Here is an 18,482-nt window from a genome sequence, read left to right as displayed (position 1 = left end):
GCAAGGATAAAGGAGACATCGGACAGGCGATGAAGATTATTATTCAACGCTGTAAAGACGCTCAGGTAGCGGTTAATCAAAAGGTGGTCGGCAAGATCGGAACCGGATTGATGCTGCTGGTTGGTATTGGTCAGGGAGATACGGCGGCCGATGCCGTTTATTTAGCGGACAAAACAGCGGGATTACGTATATTTGAGGATACTGAAGGCAAAATGAACGACAGTGTGCTGGATGTTGGCGGAGCTATTTTGTCCGTCTCTCAGTTTACGCTGTATGGTGACTGCCGTAAGGGCAGAAGACCGAACTTCATGGGGGCGGCCAAGCCTGAGGAAGCAGAGAAGCTGTATGATTTTTTCAACAGTCAGCTAAGAGCAAAAGGCTTGGAGGTCGAGACGGGAATTTTCGGGGCCATGATGGATGTGTCATTGACCAACTGGGGTCCGGTAACGCTGATTCTGGATAGCGAACGTTCGTAACCTGGAGCAGTATAAAATGACCGTTCAAGGGGAGGATAATGTCATCTCCGCTGGTGTTTAGCCAGATGGATAGCTTTAAGGGTGACAGGAGAGACGAAACTATGCGTCAAACCCCGAAAATGGACGGTTATCGAACTGCTGCACTTTTTTTTCCCGGTAGCATTCAGGAGGCAACCAGCCTCGCTCGTGAGAGTGATACGTTATTGCAGCATGTTGCATCAGCTATGGACAAGCCGGGACGTGGCGCTTTGCCACGCAGGTAGGGAAGGAGCCGAGAGGCTCCTTTTTCTTTTTCACTGCTTCGAATTGTTATAAAAATAGATCAAGCGGGTAATAACAAAGCGTGGTAGACAAATGAAAATTGTTACAAACTTAACTTACAACTCGTCTTGAGGATAATCGGAAAGGAGATCTGAACGATTATGAGTAAAATTGCGTTTTTGTTGGCCGACCAATTTGAGGATTCCGAAATGCAAGTGCCCTACGATGAGTTAAAGAAAGCCGGACATGAGGCGGATATTATCGGGCTAAAACAAGGCGAAAAGGTGAACGGCAAGCAGGGAAAAGCAAGCTACACCATCGAAAAGGCCATTGCGGATGTGGAGTCAAGTGACTATGATGCTGTCGTTATTCCCGGCGGATCATCCCCGGAAAATCTGCGTCTGGATGCGTATGTTCTAAAATTTGTGACTGAAATTAATGAAGCAAAGAAAACGATCGGCGCGATTTGCCACGGTCCGCAAATTTTGGCGAGCGCTGATTTGTTACAGGGACGGACGATTACAGCTTATCCTCCTTTGAAGGATGACTTGATTAATGCGGGTGCGCATTTTGAGGATCGCGAGGCGGTTGTGGACGGAAACTTTATTACGTCTCGTACACCTAAAGATGAGCCTGCTTTTGTGCGTGAGCTGTTGAAGGTACTGTAAATTCCACTGGAATTCATGCCTGTACAATCCCATTTTGAGGAGGATTTGGTATGGCAAAGCAAATTCAGGCTTATTTTCGCACTGAGGACGAAGCTGAGGGCGCCAGAGCCTCGCTGCAAGCCTATAGAACGGAGCATTTGGAGGTAGGTGCGCTGGATGATGCGCTCGGCAGGGACGCGCGGGTATTAATCCCAATGTTACCCTATAACAACACTGGCACTGCTGGCACGGCGATACCTGTCGCTGGGGCTTATGGTGAGAACATTATTCCAGAGGCGGAGAATGGCGAGGCTGACCGTGACACTGCACGCAGGGATTTGAACGAAGACCGCAGCGGAACGACGGATCACGACACAGGCCTACTTCATGCGACAGACGTCTACATTAACGGTGATCAGGATGAGTTGCGGTATGTATTGTCCGCGAAGGTGAATGATGCAGATTACGATGAGGTCATTTATAAGCTTCGTTCAAATCGCGGTTATGTAGCACGGCTGGATTAAAGCTGAAAAAATCGTCACAGGTTTGTCGACAAAATGAGGAATTCAGTTGTTATAGAAACGGCTGTAATACAAATGTAACATTCGAAACATCATTCCTTAATATTCGTTGTTTATAATAACAGCATGACCCCCTTTTGATATATCTTTTGAACCTGCGGACCGTTTCCGCAGGTTATTTTCTTTTTATAGGACTTATTTGTCTTATTGTGAAGGGAATGTCTTGACTTTGTCGAAGCGGTTCTTTAAAATCATAAAATAATGAAAAATGATTTGATGACGGGACCAAGTACTCCGAACCCACAAGTGCAGAGAGGAATTTCCAGGCTGTAAAAATTCCCTTGATGAGCGGACGAATGACTTCCCCGAGAACAGACGGCGAACAATTGAGGAATATACGCTTAGAGTACATGGTAATTGTACCAAATAGCCGATGATCCTGCATAATAGCCGTACTGCGCGTTACGGGCGTTATACGTATGAGCGGAGTCAGCGCAATGCTGACGGGCACTGAGCGGTTTTTACGCTGGTTGTCCAGGCAAACTCCGGAATGTGGGTGGTACCACGGGTGATTCGTAAACGACAATCTCTCGTCCCTGTTAATTTAACAGGGCGAGGGATTTTTTGTTTTATATTGAAACAAGAAATACACAGACGGGGGGATATGTTAATGGCCTTTCAAAAACCAACGGGAACGCAGGATTTGCTGCCGGGCAATGTAGAAAGATGGCAAGTTGTCGAGGAAAAAGCCCGCGAAATTAGCCGCCGCTTTAATTATCGTGAAATCCGTACACCAATGTTCGAGCAAACGAATTTGTTCGTTCGGGGTGTGGGTGAAACAACGGATGTGGTGGAAAAGGAAATGTACACCTTTGAGGATAAGGGAAAACGCAGTATGACTCTGCGTCCGGAAGGGACAGCAGGCGTGGTTCGCTCCTACGTGGAGAACAAGCTGTACGGGGAGCCGGATGTAACGAAGCTGTATTATATCGGTCCAATGTTCCGCTATGAGCGTCCACAGGCTGGACGTCAGCGCCAGTTCCACCAATTTGGTATCGAAGCTTTAGGTGCAGTAGATCCTGCACTGGACGCAGAGGTTATCGCTTTCGGGTATCAGTTCTGCCGTGAGCTGGGCTTGAAAGGGGTAGAGGTAGAAATTAACTCAGTCGGCAATGCAGCTAGTCGTGCAGCTTACCGTCAGCATCTGGTGGATTTCCTGTTGCCGATCAAGGATACATTGACCAAAGAGAGCCAAGCGCGTATTGAGCGTAACCCGTTGCGCGTGCTGGATAGCAAGGATGACCAGGACAAATTTGGCGGTGCGCCTTCCATTTTGGATAGCTTGGACGAGGAATCAAGCAACCATTTTGAGAAGGTGAAGCAAAATTTGGACGCTATGGGTGTGGAATATACAGTCAACCCGCGCTTGGTACGGGGGCTGGATTACTATACGCTGACCGCGTTTGAATTCAAAGCCGAAGGGATTGGAGCTATTGACACCATCGGTGGAGGCGGACGCTACAACGGATTGGTTGGCGATCTGGGCGGACCGGATCAGCCGGGTATTGGCTTCGGTATCGGACTGGAGCGGATTCAGCTAATCCTGGAGCATCAGGGTGTCCAACTGAACGAAGCCAAGCCGCTGGATGTATATATGGTGGCGTTGGGTGAAGCGGCAGAAACGGAAGTAACCAGACAGTTGTTCAAGCTGCGCCAAGCCGGATTTTCCGCTGAGCGAGATTATCTGGGTCGCAAAATGAAGGCACAGATGAAATCAGCAGATCGTTTTAAAGCGCGGTATACTGCGATTTTGGGCGAGGATGAGCTGGTACGTGGTGAAATTGCACTGAAAAATATGGAAACTGGCGAGCAGCGTACCGTCAAGCTGAATCAACTGGTGGAAGAGCTGGGTTAAAACTCAGATCATCTTTAATTATCACCTGTGATGCAGTAGCACGAAACAAACAGAACAGATATGTATCGAAGTTCGAGCAACATTCAGTCGGGTGGAACTTCCTTCGGCTGATCAGATATTATCAACCACTAAAATATAAACAGGAGTGTGTATTATGAAAAGGAGTCATCAATGTGGGGCATTAACCCATGCACATATCGGAGAAACAGTTACATTGAATGGTTGGGTACAAACCCGTCGTGACCTGGGAGGCGTACTTTTTATCGACCTGCGTGATCGCAGCGGGATTGTACAAATCGTGTTTAACCCGGCATATTCTGGTGACGCGCTGCAAATTGCGGACCGTGTTCGTAGTGAATACGTTCTGGAGGTTACGGGTACAGTGGTCAAGCGTGATGCAGAAACCATTAACGCGAACCTGCCTACAGGTGAAATTGAAGTACGTATTACGGAAATCGAAGTATTGAATGCAGCTAAAACACCTCCATTCTTCATTGAAGATGGCGTGGAAGTGGATGAGTCGCTGCGTTTGAAATACCGCTATCTGGACCTGCGTCGTCCGGAAATGCACCAGACGTTGAAATTGCGTTCCAAAGCAGCAAAAGTATTCCGTGACTTCCTGGACGGTGAAGATTTCATCGAGGTGGAAACACCGATTTTGACAAAAAGCTCTCCAGAGGGTGCACGTGACTATCTGGTGCCAAGCCGTGTGCATGATGGTGAGTTTTTCGCCTTGCCGCAATCGCCACAGCTTTACAAGCAATTGCTGATGGTGGGTGGGGTAGAACGCTACTACCAAATTGCACGTTGTTTCCGTGATGAAGATTTGCGTGCTGACCGCCAGCCTGAATTTACACAGGTCGATATTGAGACCTCCTTTATGCAACAGGATGACTTGCTGCCAATGATGGAGCAACTGATGGTGAAGCTGTTCAGAGAGACGGTTGGAGTAGAACTGGAAACGCCGTTCCAACGGATTACTCATGCCGATGCGATGGACAAATACGGCTCAGACAAGCCGGATCTGCGTTTTGGCCTTGAGCTGATTCATGTCAATGATATCGTGGCAAGCAGCGGCGTGAAGGTATTTGCTTCTGTAATTGAAAAAGGCGGCGAGGTTAAAGTTCTCAATGCTAAGGGCTGTGGCACATGGAGCCGCAAGGAAATTGACGATCTGGGTCCTTATGCTGCACGTTATGGTGCCAAAGGTCTGGCTTGGATTCAAGTAAAAGAAGGCGAATTCAAGGGGCCTATCGTTAAATTCTTTACACCGGAAGAAATCGAAGCTTTGAGAGAGCGTACGGGAGCCGAAGAAGGCGACTTGCTGCTCTTCTCTGCGGATAACAAAAAAGTAGTCGCTGATGTATTGGGCGCGCTTCGTCTGAAAATTGGCCGTCAACTGGGTCTGATCGACGACAACGTATACAAATTTGCATGGGTTGTAGACTTCCCGCTGCTCGGCTACGATGAAGAACAAAAACGTTATGTAGCAGAGCACCATCCGTTCACTCGTCCGAAGGACGAAGACCTTGCCGTCTTGGACACAGACCCGGGTCAAGTTCGTGCCCAAGCCTACGATATCGTGCTGAATGGCTACGAAGTGGGCGGCGGCTCGATGCGGATTTACAAACGCGATGTTCAGGAGAAAATGTTCAATGCTCTCGGCCTATCGCCAGAAGTAGCTAAAGAAAAATTTGGCTACCTGTTGGATGCGTTCGAATATGGTACGCCTCCACATGGCGGTATTGCCTTCGGCTTTGACCGTCTGGTGATGCTGCTTGCGGGTCGTACAAACCTGCGTGAAACGATTGCATTCCCGAAAACAGCCAATGCGACTGACCTGTTGATGGATGCACCGTCCGAAGTGGATCAAGCTCAATTGGAGCAGCTTCATATCCGTCTTGCTCCGAAGCCGGTTGCTCCTAAAGCGTAAGATGAATGTTTGATTTTACAAGTACCTTATAGGGGCCTGTGAATAGCTAAGAAAAATGCCATGAACCCGTTACCCTCTTATGGATAATGGGTTCGTGGTTTGTATGCATAAAGTTGAAGTATAGAGTTAAAATCAGTGAGGGAGGGCATATACCATATGCTGCATCAATTTTCACGAACAGAGCTGGCCATCGGAACTGAGGGTCTGGAGGTTATGAAAAATAGCACGGTAGCCGTGCTGGGTATCGGCGGTGTCGGCTCCATTGCTGTAGAAGCGCTGGCGCGGACTGGTGTCGGTCGAATCATTTTGATTGATAAAGACGTCGTAGATATTACCAATATTAACCGCCAAATTCATGCGCTGACGACAACGGTAGGCCAAAAAAAAGCCGATCTGATGGTAGAGCGTGTAAAGCTGATTAATCCTGAATGTGAAGCGATTGCACTGAACATGTTTTATACGGAAGAAACGTATGAGGAGCTGTTCAAGTACGATCTGGATTATGTGCTGGATGCCTCGGATACGATTATTTACAAAATCCATTTGATCAAGGAATGTTTGAAGCGGGGTATACCGATGATCTCCAGTATGGGCGCGGCCAATAAAATGGACCCAAGCCGTTTTCAAGTGGCGGATATCTCCCAAACGAAAATGGATCCGATTGCCCGTGTAATCCGCACCAAGCTGCGTAAGGAAGGCATTAAAAAAGGCGTCAAGGTCGTATTTTCGGATGAGGAACCGATGAAGCCGCGTGAAGAGATTACGAAAAAAATCGTACCTGCGAACGCACCTGAGATCCGGAAGGCGAAGCAGCCGCCTGCGAGTAATGCTTTTGTACCTCCCGTGGCAGGATTGATCATGGTCAGTGTGGCTGTCAAGGATTTGTTAAACAACGCTGGCGTGTAAGTCTGAAATTAGTAGGTACAGATCGAACAACTTGCTGGAGGGTTTTGGTATGAAGGGTGGACTATGGTCCAGAAGTCTCGGTTTCAAACCCGAGCATCATTGGAAAAAGGAAGTGGCCGCTGGTGCCATTTCCTATTTTTCCGTTGTATATATTGTAATGGTCAATGCGACCATTTTGGCAGATGCCGGGATTCCATTACAAGGAGCTATGCTGGGTACACTGCTCACGTCGATTATTGGCTGCTTGCTTATGGCCTTTGGCGGAAAGTCCCCAATGGTTGTTGTACCAGGGATGGGGATTAATGCCTTTTTTACTTATACGCTCGTACACTCTATGAAGCTGAGCTGGCAGGAAGCATTGATGGTGGTCACCATTACAGGCATTTTATTCGCCGTTGTTGCATTTACGTCCTTGTACAAGCTGATTAGCCAGGCAATTCCCCATAATTTACAGCACGGAATTACGGTAGGAATTGGCTTGTTTCTGACCTTTATTGGATTGCAAAAAAGCGGCATCGTGATTGCTCACCAAACGACTTTTGTCGCGATCGGCCATTTTAATGATCCAAAGGTAATCACGGCTTGTGTAACATTGCTGCTCGCTATTGTGCTGTTTGTGCGCAACGTTCAGGGAGGACTGCTGATTAGTATTTTGGCAGGAACAGGACTTGCTTACGTGCTGGGAGCTGTAGAACCAACAAGCGGGGTACGAACCTCTGAAACAGTGCGGCAGTATGGGCAATTGTTTGGCGAGCTATCCTTTTCAGGCATCGTTTCAGTAGCCTTCTGGATCGCCGTTTTTCTGCTACTGCTCATTGTTCTGTTCGAAAACATTGGGATGATTGCTGCACAGACCAACATGATCGGAAGACCGGATACGTTCAAGAACAGCTTGCGAGTGTTGGCGGTAACCAATATTTTTGCCGGTATTTTAGGGAGCAGTCCGGCGGTAGCGGCTGCGGAATCGACGGCTGGTATTGCAGCAGGAGGTCGATCAGGAGCGACGCCGCTGGTCACTGCCATTTTATTCGGGGCAACCTTCTTTTTCATTCCGTTACTTGCTTACATTCCGGATAGTGCCATTGCGCCCGTGCTCATCATCATTGGCGGTCTGATGGTACAAAATGTCCGTGAAATGGATTTTAGTGATTTTACCGAGGCGTTTCCTGCATTTCTGGTCATGGTGATGATGCCCTTTACGTATAGCATTGTAGACGGAATGGCATTTGGCTTTATTGCTTACCCCGTAGCCAAACTGGCAGCAGGGCGTGGCAAGGAAGTGCCTGTCGCATTGTATATCATTTCAGTATTGTTTGTGGCTAACTTTGTGCTTCATTCTCTGGTGTAGTAAACTCAAATTTAGGCTGTACTGTTCATACCCGCGCACAGCGCGGGTGTTGTTGTTTGGACAAGAATGGTTAGACAGGAAGCGAGGTACATGGTTTATGGAAAAGGAACATCATCTACAGCGGGATGAACAGCAGGACCTAATGAAGGAAAAGCCGGATAAAAAACCCGATAAGGCTGGCATGGGCCGATTTGTCAAATTGATTGCAAGCGCACATCCTCCCAAGGCCATTCTCGTGATCGCCCTGATTCTGACCTTGATCCAGACGATTGCCGGTTTAATTGTACCGCTGATGACCAAAGGACTGATCGACGGTTTAACCTTTTCTTCATTGAACCGTATAGTCATTTTTGGCCTGCTGGGGGCCTTTGTGCTTCAGGCAGTGGCTTCAGCGGTTTCCATTTATATGTTGAACTATGCCGGACACAAAATTGTCGCTAATTTGCGCAAACGCTTATGGCATAAAATTTTGTCTCTTCCCATTCCGTATTTTGATCGGAATCGTTCCGGGGATACGATGAGTCGTGTCACCAATGATACAAGTCTGATTATGAACCTGATTACGGAGTATCTTGTGAATCTGATTTCTAACGTGATTGCCATTATTGGCGGTATCGCTTTGTTGTTTTATCTGGATTGGGTTATGACACTTATTATCATGGCTATCGTGCCGTTAACAGCGCTGATTTTATTTCCGGTGGGCAGGAAAATGTACCGTATATCCAAAAAGCAGCAGGATGAGATGGCTGATCTGACCTCGGTACTGAGTCAGGTAATCGGAGAAATCAGGCTGGTAAAGGCGTACGGGACAGAAAGCAGGGAAGCACAGGCCGGGGAGGATCGTATTTACCGGATGTTCCGCTTTGGCTTGCAGGAATCCCGTATTTTGGCCCTTGTTGGTCCTATCTCTACTTTCTTGCTGACCGCCGTGCTGGTTATTATTTTGGGTGTTGGTGGTGTTCGCGTCGCATCGGGCGTGCTGACTGCCGGGGATTTGGTAGCTTTTATTTTGCTGCTGTTTCAGGTCATTACACCGATGGCCCAGTTCACAACTTTATATTCGCGTCTGCAAAAGGTGGTAGGAGCAACGGAACGAATTCAGACGATTTTGGATCATGAAGAGGAGCCGCTGGAATTGAAGCAGGAGGCGACAAAAGAGAGCAGAGATATCGTGCTGCGTGATGTTGTCTTTTCCTATACTGAAGGTGAAGAGGTTCTTCATCATGCCAGCTTGGTCATTCCGGCTAACCGGACAACTGCATTTGTCGGACCGAGCGGGAGCGGCAAGTCTACTCTGTTTTCGTTGCTGGAGCGTTTTTATGTACCAGATACAGGAGAGATTCGTTATGGAGACGAGCCGATATCATTGTATACATTATCCTCCTGGCGCTCCAAAATCGGCTATGTGTCCCAGGAAAGCTCGATGATGACCGGAACGGTCAGAGATAATATCACGTATGGCTTGGGACGGGAAGCTGATCTGGAGGAAGTGAGACAGGCAGCCACGATGGCATATGCGGATACATTTATTATGGATTTACCGCAGGGCTATGAGACTGAGGTGGGTGAGCGGGGGATGAAGCTCTCCGGCGGACAGCGTCAACGGATTGCTATTGCGCGTGCGCTTCTTCGCAGCCCGGACATTCTTATGCTGGACGAGGCTACATCCAGTCTGGACAGCTCTTCCGAGCATGAGGTGCAGAAAGCACTGGCGAATCTGATGGAAGGTCGTACGACGATTGTTATCGCTCACCGTTTGTCTACTGTGGTTCATTCCGATCAAATTATTGTGTTGGACAAGGGTAAGGTAACCGGGGCAGGAACTCATGCCGAGTTAATAGAGTCCCATCAGGTATACCGCGAGCTGGCTCAGAAGCAGTTTGTGGAAGTGTGAGGGAGAGGAGTATGGAGCGCGTTTGAGGCCGCTTCGCTGGTGCCGCAAGGGTCCATACTTTTGTGAAAGGGCCGGGAAGGTCAAGGGCAAAGTTCAAAAACATGAGATCAACACCATGAGTGCACTTCACTGCACTAGAGATGTTACACTCACAACAGCAAAGTGGGCGGAGTTAGTTTTTCCAAAATATTGACGAAAAGGTTTTATAAAGATATTCAACAAGGAATCAGGGAGTTTCTTGAAGCTGTATGACATACAACATATAGAGTTGTCTAAAATGATGCTAGACTAAAAAGTGGACACCGAGAAGCGAGAATAGGAGGAAGGGAAAGCTGTCGCCCAAGTGGTGAGAGAGCTGGGCATTTTCGCAAGCACGCTGTATCGTGGGATTGCCGAAAACCATTTTTCTTCCCTCACCCACATGCTTCCTACGGATTATAAAGTGCGCTACCCGACGAGTCGTAGCAACTGTAGCCAAGGTGTGTGTCTTGATTGAGTCTGCTCACAATGGCTATACTTGAAGTACCATAAGCGTTTCGACCCATAGGGTGCGTTTTGTTTTTTGTATTGTTAAAAAGGGTTTTCGTAAGAGGACTTTTAGAAAGGAATGGGGTCAAGAATGAGCAAACCGAGAGTATTGGTTGTTGATGATGAAAACGCTGTCAGAAAATTGATTAAAACGGTTCTTGAAGGCGATGGAATGGTTGTGCTTCAGGCTGAAAACGGTATGGAAGCCATGCGGATGATTAGCGAGGAGCCATTCGATCTCGTCCTCCTGGACATTATGATGGAGAATGTTGATGGCTATGATGTGCTTGGTCAAACGCGTAATATGGGCATCCATACGCCAATCATTTTTCTGAGCGGGAAAAAAGAAGATACAGATCAGATTATTGGACTTGGACTTGGGGCAGATGCCTATACTACCAAGCCATTTAGTCCTCTTGTGCTTTGTGCTCAGGTAAAGAGCCAGATTAAAAGATATCGCCAGCTTCAGGAATCAAAACAACAAGCCTTACACATTGCGTTGGGACCATTTCTATTCAATCATCATACCTATACGTTTCAAAAAAATAATCAGGAAATCGCGTTGTCATCAAAAGAATTACAACTCATGAAATTTTTTATGGAGCACCCCAATCAGGTCTTCTCGAAAGAACAGCTATATCAAAATATCTGGAAAGATACGGTTGTCGATAATAATACGATTATGGTTTATATCAGACACCTGCGGACCAAAATTGAGGAAAATCCCACTCATCCGAAATATATCAAAACCGTCTGGGGAATCGGGTATCGTTTTTCCGTTGAAAGATAGATTAACTATATACTTCTATCCAATTGTATACGTTCTCTTGAAAGCACGCCGATGGACCCGGGGGGCTTTTTTTCTACGGCTGATTATTTCTCTGGTCATCCTTAATTTAGTAATAAAAGGGAATACATAACCATGAACCGAACACAAAATCCCTCACACGAATAATGACTATGAGCGTTTTTTAGTCAAACCAGGACGATGCACCGACGAACCAAGGGACACCGCAGCGGGAATGAACATATTCTCCGCTGCGGTGAGTTTGTCGTGCTCGTCGAGATCCTTTAGCCTACCTCAAACACGTTGAAAACAGAGCATTTTGCATAAATCCCAAGAGAGTTTTCAAATCAGCAATATATAGATCAAAACGCTTTAGTTCGTCTATATATTGGTCTTACGAGCGTTGGGAATCGAGTTATGCAAAATGCTGAACAAGCTGTGTTAGTAAATGAGTCAACCGTAGTTTTTTTTCTTGAAAACGCTGACATATTTTTGTCACATGGTTCTTAAAAACATTTAAGGATTACTCAGAATACTTTAAGATTTGCTTTTTACAATTTAGTTATCTCGAATCATCCAATGAGTAAAAGCGTTTTACAACAAAGTCTTGTGAAAACCTAGGCTAGTGATCGATTCGAGGATAAAACGCAGATTGATCATCTAGGAGGCGATCAAGTGGTCACTAATAATCTACAAGAAGCCGCAGAGCTTAAGCTACAGCCACGAACAGAGTCCAAATGGAAAAAGGTATTGAATTACAAGATTGGAGGGGTCATTCCTGTAGGCCTTTACATCCCGTTTATGGCTGTTGTCTACATGCTGATGAACTCCGGAAAGCTCGGTAATGATATGCCTGGGGCCGTATCTGTCATGGTATTGTATGGTTTTATTCTGGCGGAGATTGGAAAGCGCATCCCTATTCTGAAGGATATCGGCGGCGCTGCAATTATGGCAACGTTTGTTCCTTCTTACATGGTGTATGCTCATCTTCTCCCGCAGTCAGCAATTGATTCCGTTACTGTCTTTATGGATAATACCAATTTCCTGTATGTGTACATCGCAATTGTTATCGCTGGTAGCATCCTTGGTATGAACCGGGAACTCATGATAAAAGCGGTCGTTAGATTGGCTGTCCCTTTGACGATCGGATCCATTCTCGGAACAGGCGTCGGTTTGCTTACAGGTGTGGCTTTGGGAATCCCTGCGTATGATACCTTGTTTTACATCCTTGTTCCTATCATGGCGGGAGGCGTTGGTGAAGGTGCGATTCCACTCTCTATCGGCTACGCCCAAATTTTAGGTTCGACCCAAGGTGAACAATTTGCCATGGTTATTCCTGCGGTCATGTTGGGTAGCTTGTGTGCTATTATCCTGTCCGGCTTGTTGAAAAAATTGGGGGATAGAAAACCAAAACTTACCGGTAACGGCACGCTACTCAAAACAGGGGATAGCGATGTTTTGGGACTTGCAGAGGATAAAAACAAAAAACCGCTTGATCTTTACCAAATGGCTGCCGGAGCAATTTTAGCTATCGGATTCTTCATGGTAGGTACCTTAGCTGCTGAGTTAGTTGGTCTGCCTGGTCCGATCGTAATGCTCTTTGCGGCATTTCTGGCCAAATATTTTGGTTGGTTGCCAAAATTCCTTGAAGACGGAGCGCAACAGATGCAACGTTTCTTTGTTATCGCCGTAACGTACCCGCTCCTGCTTGCGGTAGGTGTTGCTAAAACACCATGGGAGGCATTGATTTCTGTAATTAGCCCTGCTTATTTTATCACCATTTTTGTAACTGTATTAACCGTGGTTGGGAGTGGATATTTTGCTGGTAAGTGGATGAAAATGTATCCGGTTGAAGCTGCGATTATTACTTCTACTCGATGCAGCCAAGGTGGAACAGGGGATGTTGCGATTCTTTCTGCAGCCGATAGAATGGTACTCATGCCATTTGCCCAAGTATCTACACGTCTCGGTGGTGCAGCAACGGTAACACTTGCTATTTTCCTGTTGCGATACCTTACACACTAAGGTAGAGAAATCTTAAAAAAAATTAATAATTTGACAGGATACTTTAAGATCTTGCCATTACAATGAAGTTGTCTTGAGACACCATTTAGTAGACAAACGTGAATGACTGATATAATCGGAAGCGAACTAGCCCTAGTACTAGGGCTAGGGAATGATGGGCTACGAGCTCGATGGAGATGGTAAAACAGGATGAGATTCCAACGAGAGATACTATTTCATTATCGAAGCCATTTTTCATTCATTATTATGCTAGCGCTTCCGATTTCTTTTCTAGTTCTGCTGTGGATGGCCTACGGCTCGTATATGGACGGAGAACGTACCGTAATTGAACAGCAGCAGCAGCAATTGCTAACGATTGCCAAGTTAAACAGCACGTCTATTGAATCCTTTTTCGACGAACAAATGCACACGCTGCAAATATTGGCAGGCAACCGTCAGATGTCGCTCGCCATAGCAAATAAGAATGACGCTGCGATTGACGAAAACCTATCTGCTTATTATATCGCCAAAAAAGATAGCATCTATCGGATTAGCCAGGTGAACCTGGAAGGGAGAGTGGTACACACTTTTCCTAAGCGCAATCGTACGGATGCGATGAAAGCCTATGAATTAATCAAGGATGATATTCAAAGGGGGCTGCGAGAAAAAAAGCCGTTCATCGCAAGTGCCAAGCTGGAGAAGCAAGGCCACTATATTGTGCATCTGTTCCAGCCTGTTTATCTCGATGGGAAATTTCAGGGTGCGCTCATCAGTGTGGTAAATCTAAACGCTGTGTATGAGAAGTTGTTGAAGCCGATTCGCGTGGGGACCAAGGGTTATATCCATGTCAAGGATCAGCAAGGCTACTATCTCATGCACCCGAGCGAAGAAAATATCGGGTTATCGCTATCAGCGATTAAGGTCAAATACCCGGGGCTTGATTACCGCGACCTGGAGCAACTGTTCAAAATGCAGCTTACCCAGGAACAAGGCTCAGCTTTCTACCATTCGTACTGGTGGGGTGACGAATTCTATACCAAGACGAAAAAGATCGAGGCATTTTCCCGTGTTCATCTCGGGGACTCGTTTTGGGTGGTTGCCGCCGCCATGAACTACGATGATGTGAGAGAACCGATTGCACAAAATCGAATTAAAACCATTGAGATTTTTTCAATGATCGTCCTGACGTTGGCTTGTGTTGTTTATATCATCATGAGGACGAAGAAAAATAAAGAGGCTCTGGAATACGAGACGAGGTATTTGCGGGAACTGAATAACAAAAACGAGCTGTTGAGAAAAAAGGATCTACAATTGCAGCACTCGCAGAAGCTGCAGTTGATCGGCACGCTATCAGGGGAAATTGCCCACGATTTCAATAATTTTCTAACTCCCATCAGAGGCTATGCAGAAATCATGCTTAGCAGTATAGAACCTACTGAAGAAATTTATGATTACGTCAGTGAGATTTATGATGCTTCCGAGAAAGCAAGATTGATAATTGAGGAAATCCTGCTATTGAGCCGGCTGGAGAGTGGAAAGGTCAAGAAAAATGCTCCGGTCAAAGTTGAAGAGCAGGTCGAAGAGGCACTGGGACTCATAAAATCCTTTCTCTCGCCCAAAGTGAATGCTGTGTTCAAAAAACGGGTAGATTCAGCCGTTATTTTTGCAAATAAAGTACAGATTCATCAAGTCATTATGAACCTGTGCAACAATGCCTATCAAGCAATGAAAACAGCCGGCGGCGAATTAAAAATCATATTGGATGCCATTCCCTTGCAAGAGGTAAAAAAAATCCGCGAGAACGTCTTGGAAGTCAGCGATTACGTTACTTTATCTGTCTCGGATACGGGGAGAGGTATGAGTGACGACACCTTGCAGAAAATCTTTGATCCTTTTTTCACAACCAAACCGGCAGGAGAGGGTACGGGGCTTGGATTGTATATCGTCCAAAGCATTCTCGAAAAACATCAAGGATTTATTACCGTGGATTCGGTGCTTGGCAGGGGTAGTACGTTTACGGTATATCTGCCGAAAACGGAGTTTGTAGCAAAAGAGACAGAGATAAATATGAACCCTGTGTTTTCGGAACAAAAGCGCATTCTTTTGGTCGATGATAAACAGCGCGTATTGAAAGCGATGAGAAGAGGACTGGAATCATATGGTTTCCACGTTGAGACAGAACCAGACAGTGTGGAAGCATTACAGCGGTTTGAAAAATCTCCAAACCATTACGATCTGGTCATTACGGATCAGGCAATGCCTTATCTGACTGGTACGGAATTGGCTGAACGTATCAAGGTAATCAATTCAAGTATGAAGATCATCCTGATTACCGGTTATGTCGAGGATCACGTGGTGGCATACAAGGAGAGATTGATCATTGATGAATACATGTGTAAGCCTGTAGCAGGTTCAGATATGGCACAAATGATTTATAAGGTTCTGCAATCCTGAAGATGGAGAGTATCTACCATCCAATTGGCAAAAGAGGTGTAGACATTGATTATTCAGCAAGTAGGCATGGCCGGTACATTGGAATCAAGCGATATTACGATTTCCATCGAGCCGAACGGGACGAAAGGTATTGAAATCGAGTTGAAAAGTACCGTAGAGAACCAGTTCGGGAACCAGATTCGCAAAGTGATTCTCGAAACATTACAAGGAATGGGCATTGAACATGCATATGTCCGCGCGAATGATAAAGGCGCACTGGATTGCGCCATTAAGGCTAGAGTAATGACAGCCGTAAGCAGAGTGGTCGAGGGCGACTGCCGACCATGGGAGGCGGAATAGATGCAGAAACTGAGAAGGACCATGTTGTATGTTCCAGGGAATAACCCAGGGATGATCCGGGACGCCCATATCTATGGGGCCGATTCGATTATGATCGACCTTGAGGATTCCGTTTCCCTATACGAAAAAGATGCGGCACGTTTGCTGGCTCACCAAGCTTTGAGAACCTTTGATTTCGGGGGCACCGAGGTGCTGGTCAGGGTAAACCCACTCAATACGCCGTATGGCAGAGACGATTTTGAAGCGATTGTACGAGCGAAGCCAACTGCCATTCGATTGCCGAAAACGGAGACCGCCGATGACGTGATTGAGGCGGATGAATTGATTACCAAAATTGAACAAAAGATCGGCATGGAGCATGGGACAATCAAGCTTTTTGCAGCGGTTGAGAGTGGCAAGGGCGTATTGAATGCGGCGCAAATTGTGGTTGCCAGTAAACGGCTTATCGGCATCGCCATTGGAGCGGAGGATTTTGTCACAGACCTGAAGACAACGCGCTCGCCAGAAGGCATTGAGCTATTGACAGCACGAAGCCTTATATTATTTGCTGCAAGAGCTGCTGGCATTGCTGCTGTCGATACAGTCTACTCGGATGTAAATAATGAGGAAGGCTTTGCCAACGAGGTGAAGCTGATCAAACAGCTAGGCTTTGATGGCAAATCCATTATTAATCCACGTCAGATCGAGATTGTAAACCGCATCTATACGCCAACAGAAGCAGAGATCAAAAAATCAAAGCGGATCATTGAGGCCAGTCTCGAAGCGGAGGCAAAAGGCTCAGGTGTGATCAGTCTCGACGGTAAAATGATTGACCGTCCGATTGTAGAACGTGCACGTAGAGTACTTGACCTGGCGGAAGCGGCAAAAATAAACGTAGAGTAAGGTGAATGTTATGCTAAACGGTGCTGGGAGAGAAATTCCTCTAGCTATTGAGGGACTTGATGCGATAACTCCCTTTGATCGCAAATCGACTTACGGGCAATTTAAAAATACAGAGCGGTTAAAAGACCGCCAGCAAAATCCTGCCAAAAACAAAATCATTGATTCAATGGAGAAAGCCATTGAAGCTACAGGCTTGCGTAATGGGATGACGATCTCGTTCCACCACCATTTCCGCAACGGGGACTTTATCGTGAATATGGTTATGGATAAAATTGCCAAAATGGGTATTCGTGATCTTGTGCTGGCAGCCAGCTCCTTGACGGATATTCATGCGCCGTTGGTAGAGCATGTGCGAAACGGCGTCATCCGCAGAATCGAGACCAGTGGCCTTAGAGGCGAGCTGGCTCAGGCATATTCCTACGGATGGTTTGATATTCCGGTGACGATTAACTCTCACGGTGGTCGTGCAAGAGCGATTGCATCAGGGGAATGCCCGATTGACGTAGCCTTTTTAGGTGCTCCTTCTTGCGATGCATATGGCAATGCAAACGGAACTTCCAGCGTAAACGAAACTCCATCGGCATGCGGCTCCCTGGGTTATGCCATGGTAGATGCCCAGTATGCGCGCAATGTTGTGATGATCACTGACCATTTGGTCTCCTATCCGAACACTCCATTCGCCATTCCTGAAACCCAGGTGGATTATGTGGTCGTCGTGGATCGCATCGGTGATCAGAAGGGGATTGTCTCAGGGGCTACCCGTTACACGAAGAATCCGAAGGAGCTGTTAATTGCCAAAAACGCGGCAGATGTAATTGAAGCATCCGGATATTTCGTGGATGGATTCTCATTGCAAACCGGCTCCGGGGGTGCTGCGCTTGCAACTACCAGATTTCTGCGAAAAAAAATGCTTGCCGCCAATATCAAAGCAAGCTTTGCGCTGGGGGGTATTACCCAACAAATCGTTGACCTGCATGAAGAAGGATTGATTGAAAAGCTATTGGACGTGCAGAGCTTCGACCTGCGTGCTGTAGAATCGCTGAGAAAGAACAAATTCCATCAACAAATTTGTGCGGAATATTACGCAAGTCCTGAAAATATAGGCTGCGCTGCTCACCAACTGGATGTTGTTGTGCTGAGTGCGCTGGAGATTGATCTGAATTTTAATGTGAACGTAATTACCGGGTCCGATGGGGTCATCCGTGGAGCTTCCGGTGGACACTGCGACACTGCCGCAGGCGCTGCAGTATCCATCATCGTCGCTCCGCTGATTCGCGGAAGAATGCCTGCCATTCTTGATCGTGTAAATACCATTATCACACCAGGTCATACGGTTGACGTACTGGTTACCGATCAGGGCATCGCTGTGAACCCTCTCCGCCAAGATCTCCTGGCTAGCTTCAAAGTCGCCAAACTCCCTGTCTTCACGATCGAAGAGTTGCAAGAAAAGGCTACGCGGATTGTCGGCAAACCAGAGCCGATTCAATGGGAAGATAAAATTGTCGGTGTTATCAAATATCGTGATGGTTCCGTAATTGATGTAATTCGTCAAGTGAAACAAGGACGCTAAAATTATAAACCAAGAGG

15 protein-coding genes are annotated in these 18,482 nt (G+C 46.6%); all 15 read left to right on the top strand.

Annotated elements, in window-relative coordinates; translation table 11 throughout:
- Nucleotides 1-29 precede the first annotated feature (29 nt).
- The 15 genes from dtd to citF all read left to right on the top strand — a co-directional run bounded on the left by dtd (nt 30) and on the right by citF (nt 18,465).
- Nucleotides 30-476, top strand: coding sequence for a D-aminoacyl-tRNA deacylase (gene dtd / locus C1I60_RS24200; protein ID WP_137064039.1), 447 nt, complete (start codon nt 30-32; stop codon nt 474-476).
- Nucleotides 477-577: 101 nt separating this feature from the next.
- A complete protein-coding gene (locus tag C1I60_RS24630; protein WP_170970894.1) occupies nt 578-739 on the top strand; it encodes a hypothetical protein in 162 nt (53 codons plus the stop codon).
- Nucleotides 740-898: 159 nt separating this feature from the next.
- Nucleotides 899-1,405: a type 1 glutamine amidotransferase domain-containing protein gene (locus tag C1I60_RS24195; protein WP_137064038.1), complete on the top strand. Its 507-nt coding sequence runs from the start codon at nt 899-901 to the stop codon at nt 1,403-1,405.
- A gap of 50 nt (nt 1,406-1,455) precedes the next feature.
- On the top strand, nt 1,456-1,908 hold the full coding sequence (locus C1I60_RS24190) for a hypothetical protein (protein ID WP_137064037.1): 453 nt from the start codon (nt 1,456-1,458) through the stop codon (nt 1,906-1,908).
- A 667-nt stretch (nt 1,909-2,575) separates the two neighbouring features.
- The gene (gene hisS, locus C1I60_RS24185) at nt 2,576-3,820 is read left to right on the top strand and encodes a histidine--tRNA ligase (protein WP_137064036.1); all 1,245 of its coding nucleotides are present in this window, start codon (nt 2,576-2,578) and stop codon (nt 3,818-3,820) included.
- 154 nt (nt 3,821-3,974) lie between these two features.
- Nucleotides 3,975-5,753, top strand: a complete 1,779-nt coding sequence (aspS, locus tag C1I60_RS24180) for an aspartate--tRNA ligase (protein WP_137064035.1) — start codon at nt 3,975-3,977, stop codon at nt 5,751-5,753.
- 156 nt (nt 5,754-5,909) lie between these two features.
- Nucleotides 5,910-6,659, top strand: coding sequence for a tRNA threonylcarbamoyladenosine dehydratase (locus tag C1I60_RS24175; protein ID WP_137064034.1), 750 nt, complete (start codon nt 5,910-5,912; stop codon nt 6,657-6,659).
- Between the two features lie 49 nt (nt 6,660-6,708).
- On the top strand, nt 6,709-8,007 hold the full coding sequence (locus C1I60_RS24170) for an NCS2 family permease (protein ID WP_044648337.1): 1,299 nt from the start codon (nt 6,709-6,711) through the stop codon (nt 8,005-8,007).
- 142 nt (nt 8,008-8,149) lie between these two features.
- Nucleotides 8,150-9,901, top strand: coding sequence for an ABC transporter ATP-binding protein (locus tag C1I60_RS24165; RefSeq protein WP_170970896.1), 1,752 nt, complete (start codon nt 8,150-8,152; stop codon nt 9,899-9,901).
- 637 nt (nt 9,902-10,538) lie between these two features.
- Nucleotides 10,539-11,219, top strand: coding sequence for a response regulator transcription factor (locus C1I60_RS24160; protein ID WP_252361865.1), 681 nt, complete (start codon nt 10,539-10,541; stop codon nt 11,217-11,219).
- Nucleotides 11,220-11,891: 672 nt separating this feature from the next.
- Nucleotides 11,892-13,241: a 2-hydroxycarboxylate transporter family protein gene (locus C1I60_RS24155; protein WP_137064031.1), complete on the top strand. Its 1,350-nt coding sequence runs from the start codon at nt 11,892-11,894 to the stop codon at nt 13,239-13,241.
- A gap of 246 nt (nt 13,242-13,487) precedes the next feature.
- The gene (locus C1I60_RS24150) at nt 13,488-15,674 is read left to right on the top strand and encodes an ATP-binding protein (RefSeq protein ID WP_252361864.1); all 2,187 of its coding nucleotides are present in this window, start codon (nt 13,488-13,490) and stop codon (nt 15,672-15,674) included.
- Nucleotides 15,675-15,719: 45 nt separating this feature from the next.
- Nucleotides 15,720-16,013: a citrate lyase acyl carrier protein gene (citD, locus tag C1I60_RS24145; RefSeq protein ID WP_025682173.1), complete on the top strand. Its 294-nt coding sequence runs from the start codon at nt 15,720-15,722 to the stop codon at nt 16,011-16,013.
- Nucleotides 16,014-16,895: a citrate (pro-3S)-lyase subunit beta gene (gene citE, locus C1I60_RS24140; protein WP_137064029.1), complete on the top strand. Its 882-nt coding sequence runs from the start codon at nt 16,014-16,016 to the stop codon at nt 16,893-16,895.
- Nucleotides 16,896-16,905: 10 nt separating this feature from the next.
- Nucleotides 16,906-18,465, top strand: coding sequence for a citrate lyase subunit alpha (gene citF, locus C1I60_RS24135; protein WP_137064028.1), 1,560 nt, complete (start codon nt 16,906-16,908; stop codon nt 18,463-18,465).
- Nucleotides 18,466-18,482 lie beyond the last annotated feature (17 nt).

The sequence above is a fragment of the Paenibacillus terrae genome, from assembly GCF_005217525.1.
GTDB classification, from domain to species: domain Bacteria; phylum Bacillota; class Bacilli; order Paenibacillales; family Paenibacillaceae; genus Paenibacillus; species Paenibacillus terrae_C.
The sequence above is the reverse complement of the archived record's forward strand: the minus strand, read 5'-3'. Positions and strand labels throughout refer to the sequence as shown.